The sequence below is a fragment of the Synechococcus sp. KORDI-100 genome, assembly GCF_000737535.1.
GTDB lineage: Bacteria > Cyanobacteriota > Cyanobacteriia > PCC-6307 > Cyanobiaceae > Parasynechococcus.
On sequence record NZ_CP006269.1, the window covers coordinates 630,709 to 646,222 of the forward strand.

The 15,514-nt window shown below is 59.3% G+C and carries 9 protein-coding genes; 4 read left to right on the forward strand and 5 right to left on the reverse strand.

Annotation, left to right across the window (positions count from 1 at the left end):
* Positions 1-568: 568 nt before the first annotated feature.
* Together cobJ and KR100_RS02985 are read right to left on the reverse strand one after the other, a co-directional pair.
* Complete coding sequence (gene cobJ, locus KR100_RS02980; protein WP_369793833.1) at positions 569-2,203, reverse strand: precorrin-3B C(17)-methyltransferase; 1,635 nt, start codon at positions 2,201-2,203, stop codon at positions 569-571.
* A gap of 167 nt (positions 2,204-2,370) precedes the next feature.
* A complete protein-coding gene (locus KR100_RS02985; RefSeq protein WP_038543075.1) occupies positions 2,371-3,738 on the reverse strand; it encodes a hypothetical protein in 1,368 nt (455 codons plus the stop codon).
* Positions 3,739-4,139: 401 nt separating this feature from the next.
* On the opposite strand from KR100_RS02985, the gene psaA reads away from it, so the two are divergent.
* Together psaA and psaB are read left to right on the forward strand one after the other, a co-directional pair.
* On the forward strand, positions 4,140-6,443 hold the full coding sequence (psaA, locus tag KR100_RS02990; RefSeq protein ID WP_038543077.1) for a photosystem I core protein PsaA: 2,304 nt from the start codon (positions 4,140-4,142) through the stop codon (positions 6,441-6,443).
* Positions 6,444-6,464: 21 nt separating this feature from the next.
* Positions 6,465-8,678 (forward strand): photosystem I core protein PsaB, encoded by a 2,214-nt coding sequence (psaB, locus tag KR100_RS02995; protein WP_038543079.1) that lies wholly within the window; start codon positions 6,465-6,467, stop codon positions 8,676-8,678.
* A gap of 320 nt (positions 8,679-8,998) precedes the next feature.
* Here the strand turns inward: psaB and KR100_RS03000 are convergent, their stop codons facing one another.
* Positions 8,999-9,727 carry a hypothetical protein gene (locus KR100_RS03000; protein WP_038543081.1) on the reverse strand — a complete coding sequence of 243 codons (729 nt, stop codon included), beginning with the start codon at positions 9,725-9,727 and terminating at the stop codon, positions 8,999-9,001.
* A gap of 307 nt (positions 9,728-10,034) precedes the next feature.
* Between KR100_RS03000 and KR100_RS03005 the strand changes: the two genes are divergently transcribed.
* Both KR100_RS03005 and KR100_RS14340 read left to right on the forward strand, forming a co-directional pair.
* Positions 10,035-10,796 (forward strand): DUF3598 family protein, encoded by a 762-nt coding sequence (locus KR100_RS03005; protein ID WP_051847293.1) that lies wholly within the window; start codon positions 10,035-10,037, stop codon positions 10,794-10,796.
* A 41-nt stretch (positions 10,797-10,837) separates the two neighbouring features.
* The gene (locus KR100_RS14340) at positions 10,838-11,185 is read left to right on the forward strand and encodes a hypothetical protein (RefSeq protein WP_051847294.1); all 348 of its coding nucleotides are present in this window, start codon (positions 10,838-10,840) and stop codon (positions 11,183-11,185) included.
* 13 nt (positions 11,186-11,198) lie between these two features.
* Here KR100_RS14340 and KR100_RS03015 read toward each other — a convergent pair whose 3' ends face one another.
* Both KR100_RS03015 and KR100_RS03020 read right to left on the reverse strand, forming a co-directional pair.
* Entirely contained in the window at positions 11,199-12,347 is a 1,149-nt protein-coding gene (locus KR100_RS03015; protein ID WP_038543084.1) for a hypothetical protein, read from the reverse strand.
* Entirely contained in the window at positions 12,344-15,460 is a 3,117-nt protein-coding gene (locus tag KR100_RS03020) for an efflux RND transporter permease subunit (protein WP_038547768.1), read from the reverse strand. The genes KR100_RS03015 and KR100_RS03020 overlap by 4 nt, the downstream gene beginning before the upstream one ends.
* Positions 15,461-15,514 lie beyond the last annotated feature (54 nt).

Here is a 15,514-nt window from a genome sequence, read left to right on the forward strand (position 1 = left end):
TTGATTGGCTCAGAAAAGAAGAGTCTGTATTCATATCTATGCGCCTTGATCCGTCTTCTTAATTGTTGTCGATGTTATCAGCTCGACTTTCAATCGTCGCTCTTCTTGCGGTCGTCACGACGGCTTTCTTCGGCTTGCGTCTCTCCAGTGAATCCGCCAAGGGTGGATTCAATTCCTCTCCTCGACCTTCAGCCAAAGAGTTGATTCGGAATCAACAGATCTGAGTATTTCAAGATGCTCGTTCGTGATGGCCTGTGCATCGAGGTCCGACCCTCTTAAGGAGAGAAATGAGATTCTGCCCATGCACCAATCTCTTAGTTTGGTGAGTTTTTGCAGCCTCACCTTTGATGGATTGCTTGGCGTCGCTGCCATTTTTTGTGGGGATAATGATGCAAGATTGCTCGATCAAACAAGATTTGGTTGTTGAAGTTCTACGGATTGGGGTGATGATTGCTACTCAAAAGCTGACGTCTTTGACTTGTCCCCGGGCGGAATGATGACGGGGGCCTGTTGTTCTGATCTCTGTTCTGTGTTGTTGGTGTTTCGGGTTATCGATGGAGCGTTTCGGTTAGTTCAGCGTCGCGCCTGGATATCCCCTAGGGGTCACCATGTGTCCATCTGTTGAATAAGTGCTGCTGTTGCCGATCAGGATCACGGTCAGCATGTCCACGCTGCTGGGTTGCAGATCCCTGAGGCTGGTGTGCTTGATCTGTTCGTTATGACGCCCGAGTTGCCGAGCCAGGACCACGGGCGTCGACTCCGATCGTTGTTCGAGCAACAGCTCCCGGGCGCGGCCCAATTGCCAGTCACGGTCCCTGGAGCGGGGGTTGTAGAGCGCAACGACAAAATCTCCCGCGGCTGCAGCCTGGAGTCGTTGTTCAATCACGCTCCAGGGCGTCAGGCGATCGCTGAGGCTGATGGTGCAGAAGTCATGCATCAGTGGCGCCCCGGCCCTGGCTGCCGCCAGCTGCAGGGCGGAGATGCCTGGATGCACTGTGAAACTTGGTCTCTGATCGGGAGGCTGTTGCAACCACAATTCCATCGCCAATCCAGCCATTCCGTAGATGCCACTGTCTCCGGATGAGATCAGTGCCACCCGTGCTCCCTGCTGGGCCAAGGCCAGGGCTTCTGCGCAGCGATCCCATTCACGCGTGAGCTGGCCCTCGAGACGGATTTGTTCCCGGCTTCGCAACGGCTCCAGGAGGTCGAGATAAAGGCTGTAGCCCACCCAGGCGACGCACCGCTCCAGTGCCTGACGAGCATCGAAGCTCAGGAGAGATGGATCGCCTGGTCCACTCCCGATCAGGTGCAGTTCGCCCCGCTGGGGGGCGAATGGAACCTTTGCTTCGGCAATGGCCACCGTGACGGCTCCCCGTTCCTCCCCCTCGGCGTGAAAGATGCGTTTGGTCTGGTGCAGCTGGCTGCCATTGCCAGCAGCCAGCAGGGCAGCAGCTTCTGCAACGGAGGCGGTTCCCATCTCGGCGAAAACCTGTTGAGAAGGGTTCGGGACAGACACGTTGTTCAGTTGTTCAGAGCCGAACGTCCGCATCGGCCAGGCTTGATCCCTGCAGATCTGAAGCAGGGCTGCTTCGTCCTTTTTTCGATCGGCGCTGGCCAGCCCTGCAACCGCGTCCTGGGCAAGGCCGGCGTCCCTGAGGCTTTCTTCGATGGCGCGTTCCACCAGGTTGCGGCTCGTTCGGCGCTCACACCCCACCCCAACCCAGAGGCTGGCGGGATGCCAGCGACAGGGCGCCGCCGACTGAGGACCAATGCTGAGCTGAACGGCTGAGTCGGTGGTTGAGGGCAGCGTTGTGTCGCAAAGCAGTGCTTGATCGCAGCCCTGATGCCATGTCCGGTTGCCACTCCTTTGGCTGAATGCGGCCTGTTCTCCCCGTGCCTGTGCCTGCATCAGGTCGCGCCAGGCTTCGACACGGCCACCCCGCCGCCACCCCCAGCGTTCGCCAAGGCAGTCCAGGGGTAACCGCCGTTCGCTGGAGCAGGCGCCCGTCAGCACGGCCGCACCACCGAGGTCGGTTGCGATCTCCCGTGCCAACTGCTCCGCGCCGCCGCTGTGACCGCCCAGCAAAGGAATGCACCAGCGACCCTGCGGATCCAGCACAAGCACGGCTGGATCATGCTGTTTGCCGCGGATCTGCGCTGCGATCAGTCGCGTGACAGCGCCGACGGCCCCGACCACGATCAGGACAATCCCTGGTTGCCAGTTGGTCTTGAACCAGGCGGAACTGTCACCTCCGCGCTCAACCAGTTCGTTGAGATGTCCACGTTGGTGGAGACGCTGCAGCAGCGTCTGGCCTGACGATGACAGGGCAAGACCGAGACGTCTGCCAGGAGAGGGCACTGGAATACTGCTCAGTTCAGCTCGAGGAATTCTCGTGCTGATCCTCCCAGGCTGGATTGCGGAATCAGAAGCGGCTCCCGATCGGCACGAGAATCGATCGTCGGCCCAGCCTGCTCAGACATCACCGGGAGGTCGCTTGTCTGAAGGTCGGGCCTGGATTCGGTCTCAGGTCCGACCGAGGGCTTCGGATCCTGTTCGGCATTGCTGTTGGTTTTGCCATTGCTGTTGGCTTCGGAGCTGATTTCAGGGACGGCGTCCTCTTGCTTGACGTCAACAATCACGGGGTCGGAGTCCGGGGTTGTTGTCTCTGCGGCCTCTGTTTCCGCAGAATCTGCCACAGCTGATCCCTCTGATTCAGAGGCTGAGGAAACGACGCGTTCAGTGCTGTCTGCTGCCGGCTCGGCTTGATCCGTCATGGCCGCCATCGGCTCTGGATCGGGACGTTGAACGGGAGACTTGGCTGGTGGTGTTCCACTCAGAATCGTCAGATCCTGATCACGCAGGTGGTTCCTGGTCCATGCCGCCCGTTCACCGGACCGGCTGCCAATGTGAAACACGCGGTTGTTGAACACAGGGGACAACGGTTCGCCAAGGCCATCAAGCAGCTCCATTTGCACGGTTACACCGTCTGAGTGACTCGGGCCTTTCAGCCAGATTGCTTCCTGCTGGTCAACCAGCACGCTGTTGCCGTCAAGGCTCAAACGCAGTTTCCAGCGTTGGTCGCCGTCCCGCAGGTTCTGGAGTGGGGCATTCCAGATCAGCCAGTTGAGCAGCAGCGGTTGGCCGCTGCGCCAGCTCGTCGGAACAATGGGAACCAGCCAGGGAGCGTCCGGACCCGGTTGGGTTCCAGCGAGAGCTTGCCAGCGGTGCAGCGTCCAGGAGATTGCCGCCCCAGGGGCCGTCACCGCTTCGCCCCAGGGGTAGGCGGCCCAGGCACTGAAGCGGTGGCTGCCCGGGTTCAGCTCAGCCAAGGACACCCGAAGCAAACCGTTCTCGGACTCGGCCAGTCGCCGGGGAGGCTGATCATCGATCTGCACCACCACATGGGGCCCGAAGCCCAGATCGTCGTCCTGAAGCAACGGCCAGTCGGAAATCTCCAACTCCAGAGTCAACGGTTCCGCGTTCACCACGGCGCCATCGTCTGGAGAGAGAAGTCGCAGTCTGGGATGGTGTTTGTCGAGGGATCTTCGCAGTTCCTGAACCCCGCCCGGAGGTGCCACTTCCTGAAGCCCAGAACCAGATCTGGCAGTGGTCTGCTGAGGCTGGCTGGCCTTGTGCGGAATCCAGTCCGGCAAGGCGATGGCGGGTGATACAGCGAGCAGGAATAGGGCTGCCGCCAGCATGCTTCCGAGCCAATGCCTCAGTGCGAGTCGTGCCATCGGGCATCGGAGAATCCATTCATTTTGATCGCGACAGCTGTGCCGGTCAGTTGTTGACACTCAAGAAGAAAAAATCGCTGCAATTGTATTAGTCAGCATTTGAAGATTGTTTCCTCCCGCTGAGTGCGAACCTTCTGCAGACGCCAGTCGCTGACAGGCGCAGGAGGGGATTGAACCTTTGTAACTGTGAGGCCAAGAACGTCATCTCTCGCATCTATGATTTCACGAGTGGTCCCCTTCTCGGGGCCCAAGCACCAGCTTGCAGATGAGGTCTTGACCTCTTCTCGAGCTGGCGCCCGGCAGTCCTGCCATTCGTGGTGAGCTGTCGGGGCCCCGTCGGGCTCAGGCCCGTCGGAGGGGTGTCCCATCACCTCGATCCCGTCCCCTCGAGGAACGACTCGATGACCATCAGCCCACCAGAGCGTGGGAGCAGTGCGAAGAATCAGGTTGAAAAGGTCGACAATCCAGCGACCTTTGAATTGTTCGGTAAACCCGGACATTTCGACCGATCCCTTGCCAAAGGTCCCAAAACCACTTCATGGATTTGGAACCTCCACGCCAACGCTCACGACTTTGACGCTCACACGAGCGACCTCCAGGAGGTTTCTCGGCGGATCTTCTCCGCGCACTTCGGCCATCTGGCCGTCATTTTCATCTGGTTGAGCGGTGCTTTCTTCCATGGCGCCCGCTTCTCCAACTACTCCGGATGGCTTGCTGATCCCACCCACGTGAAGCCCAGTGCTCAGGTGGTGTGGCCGATCTTCGGCCAGGAAATTCTTAATGGCGATATGGGTGCCGGCTTCCAAGGCATTCAGATCACCTCAGGCCTGTTCCACGTCTGGCGTGGATGGGGCATCACCAGCGAAACCCAGCTCATGGCTCTGGCCATCGGTGCCCTGGTGATGGCCGGCCTCATGCTCAACGCCGGTGTATTCCACTACCACAAGGCTGCGCCGAAGCTGGAGTGGTTCCAAAACGTTGAGTCAATGCTGAACCACCACTTGGCAGGTCTGCTGGGTCTTGGTTCTCTGTCCTGGGCAGGTCACCTCATCCATGTCTCCGCTCCCGTCAGCAAGCTGATGGATGCGATCGACGCCGGTCAGCCGCTGGTGCTCGATGGCAAAACCATCGCCACAGTGGCGGACATCCCCCTGCCGCACGAGTTCTTCAATCAGGACCTGATTGCACAGCTCTACCCCGGATTTGGTGCCGGGATTGGAGCTTTCTTCTCTGGTAACTGGGCTGCATACAGCGACTTCCTCACCTTCAAGGGTGGTTTGAACCCTGTCACCGGCAGTCTCTGGATGACCGACATCGCCCATCACCATGTGGCGATCGCCGTTTTGTTCATAGTCGCCGGGCACATGTACCGGACGAACTGGGGAATCGGTCACTCGATCAAGGAGATTCACGAAGGGCAGAAGGGTGATCCCCTGCTATTCCCGGCTCCCAATGGTCACGACGGTCTCTATGAATTCCTGACGACCTCCTGGCACGCCCAGCTTGGCCTCAATCTGGCGATGCTCGGCTCGTTGAGCATCATCGTGGCCCAGCACATGTACGCGATGCCTCCCTACGCGTATATGGCCATTGACTATCCAACCCAGATTGGTCTCTTCACCCACCACATATGGATCGGTGGATTCCTGATCGTTGGTGGCGCTGCACATGCGGCTATCGCCATGGTTCGCGACTACGACCCCGCCAAGCACATCGACAACGTGCTTGATCGGGTGCTCAAGGCCCGCGACGCCATCATCAGTCACCTCAACTGGGTTTGCATCTGGCTCGGAGCCCATAGCTTCGGCCTTTACATCCACAACGACACGATGCGTGCCCTGGGCCGTCCCCAGGACATGTTCAGCGATTCGGCGATTTCAATCCAACCGATTTTCGCCCAGTGGATCCAGAACGCACATGCTGCGGCAGCCGGCAGCACCGCTCCAAACGCTCTTGCCGGCGTGAGCGAAGTGTTCAACGGCTCGGTTGTCGCCGTTGGCGGCAAGGTGGCAGCTGCACCCATGCCTCTCGGCACCGCCGACTTCATGGTGCACCACATCCACGCCTTCACGATTCACGTGACGGTGCTGATCCTGCTGAAGGGTGTGCTCTACGCCCGCAGCTCCCGCCTGATCCCAGACAAAGCCAACCTGGGCTTCCGGTTCTCCTGCGACGGCCCTGGCCGTGGCGGTACCTGCCAGGTGTCTGCCTGGGACCACGTGTTCCTGGGACTGTTCTGGATGTACAACTCCCTGTCGATCGTGATCTTCCACTTCAGCTGGAAGATGCAGAGCGACATCTGGGGGACGGTGAATGCCGACGGTTCCGTCGCGCACATCACCAATGGCAACTTTGCCCAGAGCGCCATCACCATCAATGGCTGGCTGCGTGACTACCTGTGGGCCCAGGCCGTCCAGGTGATCAACAGCTACGGCTCCAACACCAGTGCCTATGGCCTGATGTTTCTCGGTGCCCACTTCATCTGGGCATTCAGCCTGATGTTCCTGTTCAGCGGCCGCGGCTACTGGCAGGAGCTGATCGAGTCCATCGTCTGGGCTCACAACAAGCTGAAGGTGGCTCCTGCCATCCAGCCCCGTGCGCTTTCCATCATCCAGGGCCGTGCCGTGGGTGTTGCCCACTACTTACTGGGCGGAATTGCGACCACGTGGGCCTTCTTCCACGCCCACATTCTTGTGGTCGGCTGACCTCACTGACCTTTCCCTCTAATGGCAACGAAATTTCCTTCGTTCAGCCAGGGTCTGGCTCAGGACCCGACAACCCGCCGCATCTGGTACGGGATCGCCACGGCTCACGACTTCGAGAGCCATGACGGAATGACGGAAGAGCGTCTTTATCAGAAGCTCTTCTCCACCCATTTCGGACACCTCGCGATCATCGGCCTGTGGGTTTCGGGAAACCTGTTCCACATCGCCTGGCAGGGCAACTTCGAGCAGTGGGTTGCCGACCCCCTGCATGTGAAGCCCATCGCTCACGCAATCTGGGATCCCCACTTCGGTCAAGGCGCCATTGACGCCTTCACCCAGGCGGGTGCTTCCTCCCCGGTGAACATCGCGTTCTCCGGTCTGTACCACTGGTGGTACACGATCGGCATGCGCACCAACGCCGAGCTGTACCAGGGTTCCATCTTCATGATGATCCTGTCGGCCTGGGCTCTGTTCGCCGGCTGGCTGCATCTGCAGCCCAAGTTCCGTCCTTCTCTGGCCTGGTTTAAAAACGCTGAATCACGCCTGAACCACCACCTTGCCGTTTTGTTCGGCTTCAGCTCCATCGCCTGGGCCGGTCACCTGGTTCACGTGGCGATCCCCGAAGCCCGCGGTCAGCACGTCGGTTGGGACAACTTCATCAATGTGCTTCCCCACCCCGCCGGTCTGGGGCCCTTCTTCACCGGCAACTGGGGTGTGTACGCCGAGAACCCGGATTCCCTGAATCAGGTGTTCGGCAGTTCCGAAGGCGCTGGTACCGCGATCCTCACCTTCCTTGGTGGATTCCATCCCCAAAGTGAAGCGCTCTGGCTTACCGACATTGCCCACCACCATTTGGCCATCGGTTGCATCTTCGTGATCGCCGGCCACATGTACCGGACCAACTTCGGCATCGGCCACTCGATCCGCGAGATTCTCGAAGCCCACAACCCGCCCAAGGGAACCCCCGGGGATCTGGGCGCTGGCCACAAGGGTCTGTACGACACGATCAACAACAGTCTGCACTTTCAGCTCGGCCTGGCTCTCGCCTCCCTGGGCGTGGTCACCAGCCTGGTGGCGCAGCACATGTATTCGATGCCGTCGTATGCCTTCATCGCGAAGGACTACACAACCCAGGCCGCTCTGTATACCCACCACCAGTACATCGCCATTGCGCTGATGTGCGGTGCCTTCGCCCACGGTGCGATCTTCTTCATCCGTGACTACGACCCCGAAGCCAACAAGGACAACGTCCTGGCCAGGATGCTCGAGCACAAGGAAGCGATCATCAGCCACCTGAGCTGGGTGTCACTGTTCCTCGGCTTCCACACCCTCGGCCTTTACGTTCACAACGACGTGGTCGTGGCCTTCGGAACGCCTGAGAAGCAGATCCTGGTTGAGCCCGTCTTCGCCCAGTTTGTCCAAGCCGCTTCCGGCAAGGCGATCTACGGCTTCGATGTGCTGCTCTCCAACGCACAAAGCTCCGCCAGCCTGGCCTCCCAAAACATCCCTGGTGAGCACTACTGGCTGGATGCCATCAACGGCAACACCGATGTCTTCCTGCCGATCGGCCCTGGAGACTTCCTGGTGCACCACGCCATTGCGCTGGGTCTGCACACCACCACCCTGATCCTTGTGAAGGGTGCGCTGGATGCCCGTGGCTCCAAGCTGATGCCCGACAAGAAGGACTTTGGATACTCTTTCCCCTGCGACGGCCCCGGCCGTGGCGGTACCTGCGACATCTCGGCCTGGGACGCCTTCTATCTGGCTGTCTTCTGGGCTCTGAACACCGTGGGTTGGGTCACCTTCTACTGGCACTGGAAGCATCTGGCGATCTGGTCCGGCAACGTGGCTCAGTTCAACGAATCCAGCACCTATCTAATGGGCTGGTTCCGCGATTACCTCTGGCTCAACTCCTCCCAGCTGATCAACGGCTACAACCCGTTCGGCAGCAACAACCTGGCCGTCTGGGCCTGGATGTTCCTGTTCGGCCACCTGGTGTGGGCTACCGGTTTCATGTTCCTGATCTCCTGGCGGGGTTACTGGCAGGAACTGATCGAGACCATTGTCTGGGCTCACCAGCGCAGCCCCATCGCCAACATGATGGGCTGGCGCGATAAGCCTGTGGCTCTGTCGATTGTTCAGGCTCGTGTGGTTGGTCTGGCCCACTTCTCTGTGGGTTACGTCCTCACCTATGCGGCCTTCCTGATCGCATCCACATCAGGCAAGTTCGGTTGATGCATCTCTGAACCGTTGATTCAGAAGTGGATCAACGGTTCACTCCCAAGTCGTTCTTCGTTAACCACCTCGCCCGACAAACGGGCGAGGTTTTTTATTGTTCGATTCTCAGGTTGTATCTGGTTGAGCCGTGAAAGGCAGACTTGTCTCAGGACAGTTCAGACGACGATCAGTTCAGACGACGAACTGTTCAGTCGATGAAATCAGCTCGGTTGAAGGACAGTCAGTTTGGTGAGAGAACGTTGCGCGCATGAACGCCCATGAAAAAGCCCCCTTTGAAGGGGGCTCTAGAAAGAGATAAGGGTGATTCGGCAGAGCGTTCAGACGGCGCCGAGAAGCACGTCCGTCAGCGAGCCGCTGTCAGCCGGGTCGATGGAACGATGATCATGGCCGGAGTGGTCATGGTCATGGTCATGGTCATCTTCAACGGTAAATGGCTCGTCGAGATCGTAATTCTTTGATCCTCCGTGGTACTGAAGGTCTTTCTTGCTGAGCTTCGTGTCGACAACTTTGGCGAGTGTGTGCTTGCCGGCTTTGATCAATGAATCACCCTTTTTATTAATGACCTTGATGTTGCCTTTGCCGTATCCATCAACCCGGATCACATCTTTTTTCTCATAGTCCTTGATCAGAGCAGTGCCGCCGTCATCAAGATAGAAATAATCTTTGCCGCTGCCGCCGATCATCGTGCAGTCGTCTCCATCAACATAGAGGTGATCGCTACCACCTTCTCCTTTTAACGTGTCTTTCCCGTACCAGGTGAAGATTCTGTCATTGCCATTGCCACCCACGTAGACGTGGCTTTCCCAGTGGCCACTCATCAGGTCATCTTTTTTTGTCCCTTTGACAGTTTTTTGGTTTGTCCTTGGAACAACAACATTGAAGTCTGCATAGTCAAGGACTTTGTCGGTCCAGGGATAGATGTAATTGCCTTTGACATCGAGATTGTCATAGCCATCCCTCATCATTCTCGCGATGGTTTCTGCGCCGTCGCCTAGTTTCTTCTGGATGTTGCTGGGAATATAGTCATCGACATCGATATCAATCACGTTATCAAGTTTGTCTTTGCCGTCATCGAGAGCGTCGGTGACGGTGTCTTTGCCGTCATTCAGTTCGTCTTAGACATTGTCTTTACCTTCATTCAGTTCGTCTTTCACGTTGTCCAAGCCATCTGTGACTTCATCGGGGACGTAGCCGTGGTAGCCCATGAATGCGTAGTCAATATGACAATCCCTTCTCTAGCAAAGGCTGCGACGTTTCAGCATGTTTTGCCAGTTGCGACCTGAAAAACGTTGATTTCTGGATCAGCTCCGTTGGCGGTTCCGCTGCCTAGCGTTCCGGCGTTGCGATGGGTGGATGCTGGATCAATGGACGCTTTTGCTGCGAAACGTCGGCGAATGGTATGGCAGCTTCAACACCTACGACAGCGGGCTTCAGCTCAAACGGCGTCAACCCTCGATCCTCACGCTTGAGCCAGCAGCATCGGGTGTTCCGGTCAACCTCAGCCTGCTGTTCTGGCCTGACAATCCTTCGCCAGCTGAGAATCCCTATGGCGGTGAACCGGTCAAGCAGATCCGTCAGAGCTTCTATCAGCCGGATCAGCAGCTCACCTTTTTCCCGACGGGAAGCTTCTGCCGCGGATCCCTTCAGCTGGCTCCCTTCATCCGGTTCTACGCCGAGTTCTGCTTCCTGCTCGGCGATCGGCGTCATCGCCAGGTGTTGCTCTGGGATGGCTCGGGACGCTTCGACCATCCGGTGCTGATCAGCGAAATGCGTGCTGGCAGCCAGGCTGGTCAGCTTCCTCCTCTCCAGCCCGAATTGCTGACAGGGTGTTGGCAGGGGCACGAAGCTGTGATCACGGCAGAGAGCGGGACTTCGGACATGCAGGAGTCGGCCTGCTCACTGCGGCTCACGCTCTCTGATCTCACCACGCTGCGTTGCCTTCCCGATGGTGGTGGTTTCATCGCCCCCTCTCCGGTGACGCAGCGTTCTGGTTTCAGCGTTGAGGCATGGTGGCTGGCCTCCCCGAAGCATTTGGAACGATTGATCCGTCACTACAACGACAGTGGATCCTTGCTGGCGTCGCATCAGCAGGTGCTGCAGAAGCTGGTGGCCTGAGGCCCCAGTCGCTATCGATGAAGCGTTGACCCTTGCTTTTGATGCGTCGCTCCTCGATCTGGATCTACGTTGCTTTGCTGCTCACCTCTTCCACGTTGGCGTCCTCGGCCCATTCCGAGACGCGGCAGGTGTTCTGTCATCTCCAGATCAAGTCGCCGGTGATCAAAAAGACCCAGCAAGCTGCCCGTTGCCAGTTCAGTCAGTACCAGGGCAATGCCTACGTGATTCTCTACCCGGGCAATCGCTCACCGTTGGAATTTGAGTTCCCCGCCCGCAAGCAGAACATCACCTATCAGCGAGCCAACAAAGAGGGTGGCATCAAATTCTCCACATCAATCCTCACCCTGAAGGTCTTCTGGGCTGACCCAGGCACCAATCACCAGTTTTGATGCCATGCCTGGATCAGGCCCGGCGTGATCTCAACACTCTCAGGTGTCTTGATCGAAACGAGATCGTGTCAATCAGGTTGAAGCTGAGCCGCTCCAGTGGTTCACGCCAGCCATGCAGTGGTCTTGGCTGGAGCCGTCGACGAAGTCTGTTGAACAGGTGATCGGCGATGCGCATCATGCGCTCCTGTTCGCGCCTGCCTGGCTTGTATTCGCATCGCTCCCGGTTCAGCAGAGCTGCATCCTGCTGATAGACCTTGTGCCAGGCACGCCCCCAGATCTCACGGGCAAAGCGCTGGTTGTTGCGCTTGAAATGACTCCTTACCAACATCGCTAGTTCGGGTGTGAACCCCCAGTACGGCGGATCATCCCAGCCACGGAATGCTTCTTCCTTTGTGATCACCGAGGAGGAGTTTTGAATGCGCCGGGCTGCAATGCCTGCCTGTTGCAGACGCAGACCCAGCTCCCGAGCCAGGTGAATGCCGCGGATTCCAGGACTGCGGTTTTTTGATCGTTCCGGGCTGCTTGTCCAACCGCTGCTTGGCGATAGGCCGAGTTCCAACAACAGCTGATCAAAGGGGTCGGACACGGTCTGCCGGAAAGGGATGAAGTTGACCGACAGCCCCTTGCGGCGGGCGCGACGCAGGTGGCGGAAGTAGTTCCAGAAATCAAAGACGTCCTGGCGTTGCCGATGCTCACCTGAAAAGGCTTCAGAGGAGGGCAGTCTCCCCTGCAGGGCGGCGCTGACAAAGCTCTCGAAGGGTTCGGTGTGATAAAAGCGCTTGAGGGAGTAGGCGTAGCGGGAGTTGATGTAATCCAGCTGCGAGCGGATGAAGATCACCACGCGTAATTGCAGTCCATGCAGTCGTGCGATTCGGCCGAGGCGTGCGATCACACGACGCTCCGTGAGTCGCGATCCAAGCTGCTCAGCACTGATCAGCAGGTGGTGGTCAGGTTGGATCGTCTGTCTCAGGTAGTCATGCCAGACCGACCAATCGCGATTGCCGATCGCCTTGCTGAGCCGTTTAAAGGTGGTGTCTCCCTCAGGGAAGGCGTAGACGATTCCATGGGCTGACAGGCGATCGCGATTCCGTTTCAGCCGGGCCTGGATATAGGTGGACGCCGTTTTGTGCGTGCCTGCATGGAGGATCAGTTCTCGTCTCAAGCTGTGGCCCTCCGCGAGCGCTTCAGGATCAGATACACGGCGGGTACCACAAACAAGGACAGCAACGACGACACCAGCAGGCCGCTGAACACCACCGTGCCAATGCTGATCTGTTTGGCAGAGCCCGTCCCGGTAGCCAGTAAAAAGGGCAGGAAACCGGAGAGCGAGGTGATGGCCGTCAGCAGGATCGGTCGCATCCGGCTCACCGCTGCACCATGGATGGCTTCGCGTAGCTCCAATCCAGCGGCCAATCGCTGATTGGCAAATTCCACGATCAGGATGCCGTTTTTCGCCGCGAGGCTCACTAGAACCAGAAGACCCATCTGGCCGTAGACATCCAGCGGCAAACCACGCAGCTTCAGGCCGATCAAGGCGCCCATCAACGCGATCGGCACCGTCAGCAGGATGATCAGTGGGTCGATGAAACTCTCGTAGAGACCGGCCAGCAGCAGATAGATCACCACCACCCCGAGGCTGAACAGGATCCAGGTCACATCCGCAGCCTGACGTTCCTCCTGGGCCAGTCCGGTGAAGGTCAGGCTGATGTTGTTACCCCCCACCGTGTCGCCGGCCTGCTCCAGTAGCTCAATGGCCTGACCCGAGCTCACACCACTGTTGGGGACAGCTGTGACGGAGATTGAGCGGTTGAGGTTGTAATGGGGGATGCTGTTGGCTCCCTCCTCCCGCGTCAGGGTGGCCACAGACGCCACAGACACCAGATCGCCGTTGCGAGTGCGTACCTTCAACCCGGTTAGGTCCTGAGGACCTGCCCGTTCGCCGCCGTCAAGCTGCACGTAGATCCGTCGGATCTCTCCGCCTTCGTAGGTGTCATCGACATAACGGCCACCGATGGCGGTGCCGATGTTCTGAAGGGTGCTGGCCACATCCAGATCGAGAGCGGCCATGAGCTCACGATCCAGTTCCAGTCGCCAGCGTGGCGAACTGGCATCGAATCGGGTGCTGACCCGTTCGAAGGCTTCGCTCTGTTCCGCCGTGCTGATGAAGCGTTGGACCACGGATTCGAAGTCCTGGAGACTGAGCCGTCCACCACTTCGGTCGAGCAGCTCCATCGAGAGAGCCGATTCGCTGCTGAAACCCTGCACCGTGGGGGGTGTTGTCACCACCACCCTGGCGTTGTCGATGTTGGAGCGAAGCGCTGAACTCAGCCGTCGTTTGACAGCTTCACTGCTCTGGTCCTGGCCGGGACGTTCCCGTTTGGGCTGGAGCCTGAGAAAAAAGGCGCCCTTGTCTTCACCGCTCTGGCCGAAGGAGAAGCCGGCATAGAAATTTCCGGTCCGGATCAGAGGTTCCCTGGCAATCACGGCGCGGATCTGCTCCATCACCCGGCTGGTGCGTTCCAGGCTGGCGCCCTCCGGCAGGCTGAAATAGCCCCGGATCTGGCCTTGATCTTCGTTGGGGATGAAGGCCGTCGGCATGCTGACAAGCCCGATTCCGGTCAACAGCAGTCCTGTCACCAGCAGCACGGCCACCCATCGACTGCGATGGAGCCAGCGCTCCAGCAGCATCGCGTAACGCTGCTGCAGTGCTCCCATGCCGCGGCGCAGTGCACTGGAGACCCGACGCAGCACGCCGGGCAGACGACCGCTGCCCCGTTTCAGCACCCTGGCGCAGGACATCGGGGTGAAGCTCAGGGCATTCAGCGTCGAGAACAGGATGGCCCCGCTGATCGCCAGGGCAATCGGTCGATACAGGCGCCCGATCGAGCCTGGTATCAACAGCACCGGCAGGAACACGGCCGCCAGCACAAGCGAGGTGGCCACCACGGCACCGGCCAGCTCCGCCATCGCATCTTCCGCGGCTTGCTGGGGTTCATCTCCACGCTCGATGCGTCCGGAGATGTCTTCGCTCACCACGATGGCGTCGTCCACCACGATTCCCGTGGCCAGCACCAGGCCGAAGAGGATTAGGGTGTTCAGCTCCGATCCGCTGAGGCGCACCACCATCAGGCTGCCCACCAGGGCGACCGGCACGGCGATGCCGGGAATCATGGCGAGGCGCCAGCGCCCCAGAAACAGCAGCAGCACCATCAGCACAAGCAGCACCGCATCCCGCAAAGCCGAGAAGGTGAGCGTCAGGTTGTCGCGCACCGTGTCGGCCACATCCGTGATCACCTGCATCTCCACGCCAGGTGGGTAGCTGGCTTCGCGTTCCTTCAGCAGGGCCATCACCCTCCGGCTGACCTCAATGGCATTGGCGCCGTCCCGTTGGTAGATGCCAATGCCCATGGAGCGTTGCCCCTGCAGATTGATGGCTGCGCTGCCGTAGCGGCTCTGGCCCAGCTCAACCCTGCCGATGTCCCGCAGTCGCAGCGTCCCGCCGTCTCCGAGGCTTTTCACCACGAGGTTTTCCAGGTCGTTCACACTCCGCAGTCGCCCCTCGGCATCGACGGGCAAGCTGATCAGCTGCCCCTCAGGTGCGGGGGAGGCTCCCAGGTTGCCGATTGCGGCGAGCACGTTTTGTTCGGCCAGGGCCTGGGTGACGTTGTTGATCGTCAGATTCGCCTCTTCCAGGCGGTCGGCATCCAGCCAGAGGCGGAAGGCCAGGTCGTCTCCTCCGAAAATGAAGACCCTTCCAACGCCTGGAATCGTGAGCAAGGCATTGCGCACGGTCTGATCGATCCAGCCGCGCAGATAGGTCGCGTTGTAGAGCCCCTGGTCATGGCTGAAACCGAGGATCATCAGCAGGTCGTCGGAGGAGCGGCTGACCTGCAGCCCCTGGCGCGAGACCGACTGGGGCAGGCGTCGGGTCGCCAGATTCACTTCGTTCTGAACCTTGATCGCATTCAGTTCAGGGTCTCCCTCGCTGAACCGCAGGCTCACGCTGGCGCCACCCTGACGGCTGCTTGAGGTGATGCTCTCGACGCCCTCCAACCCGTTCAGCTGCCGTTCCAGCACGGCTGTGACGCTCTGTTCCACGACCTCGGGAGAGGCAGCCGGAAAGGTGGCTCTCACGTTCACCCGTGTTGGGGCGAGCTGGGGCATGTCCTCCAGTCCAAGTCCCAGCATGGCTGTGAAGCCCGCCAGCAGGATCAGCAGGCTGCAGACGATGGTGAGCACCGGTCTGCGCAGAAACGGTTGGGAAAGCGACCGCACCGAGGCACGCAGCTGGCAGCTGAATCCTGGCAACGAAAAACCCCTGGGTGACGT